Here is a 242-nt window from a genome sequence, read left to right on the forward strand (position 1 = left end):
GCGGTAGGCCGGATAGCCGGGCCTCGCGATCGCCACGGCATCGCCGGCATCGAAAAGCGAAAGGAACGCAAGATTGAAGCCCGCCGAGGAGCCGGTGGTGACGGCGATCCGCATGGGATTGACGTCAAGCCCGTGCCGGTCGCGGTAGTGCAAGGAAAGCGCGCTTTTCAGCCGCGCGGTGCCGAGCGCGTCGGTATAGCCGATCCTGCCGTCGGCCAGCGCTGCGCGCGCGGCCTCGAGCG

1 protein-coding gene is annotated in these 242 nt (G+C 69.0%); it reads right to left on the reverse strand.

Annotation, left to right across the window (positions count from 1 at the left end; translation table 11 throughout):
• Positions 1-242 (reverse strand): aminotransferase class I/II-fold pyridoxal phosphate-dependent enzyme (locus ACPYOM_RS23620; RefSeq protein WP_481347848.1); only part of this gene is annotated, 242 nt, incomplete at both ends.

This window comes from Monashia sp. HAY1-2A (genome assembly GCF_056755315.1).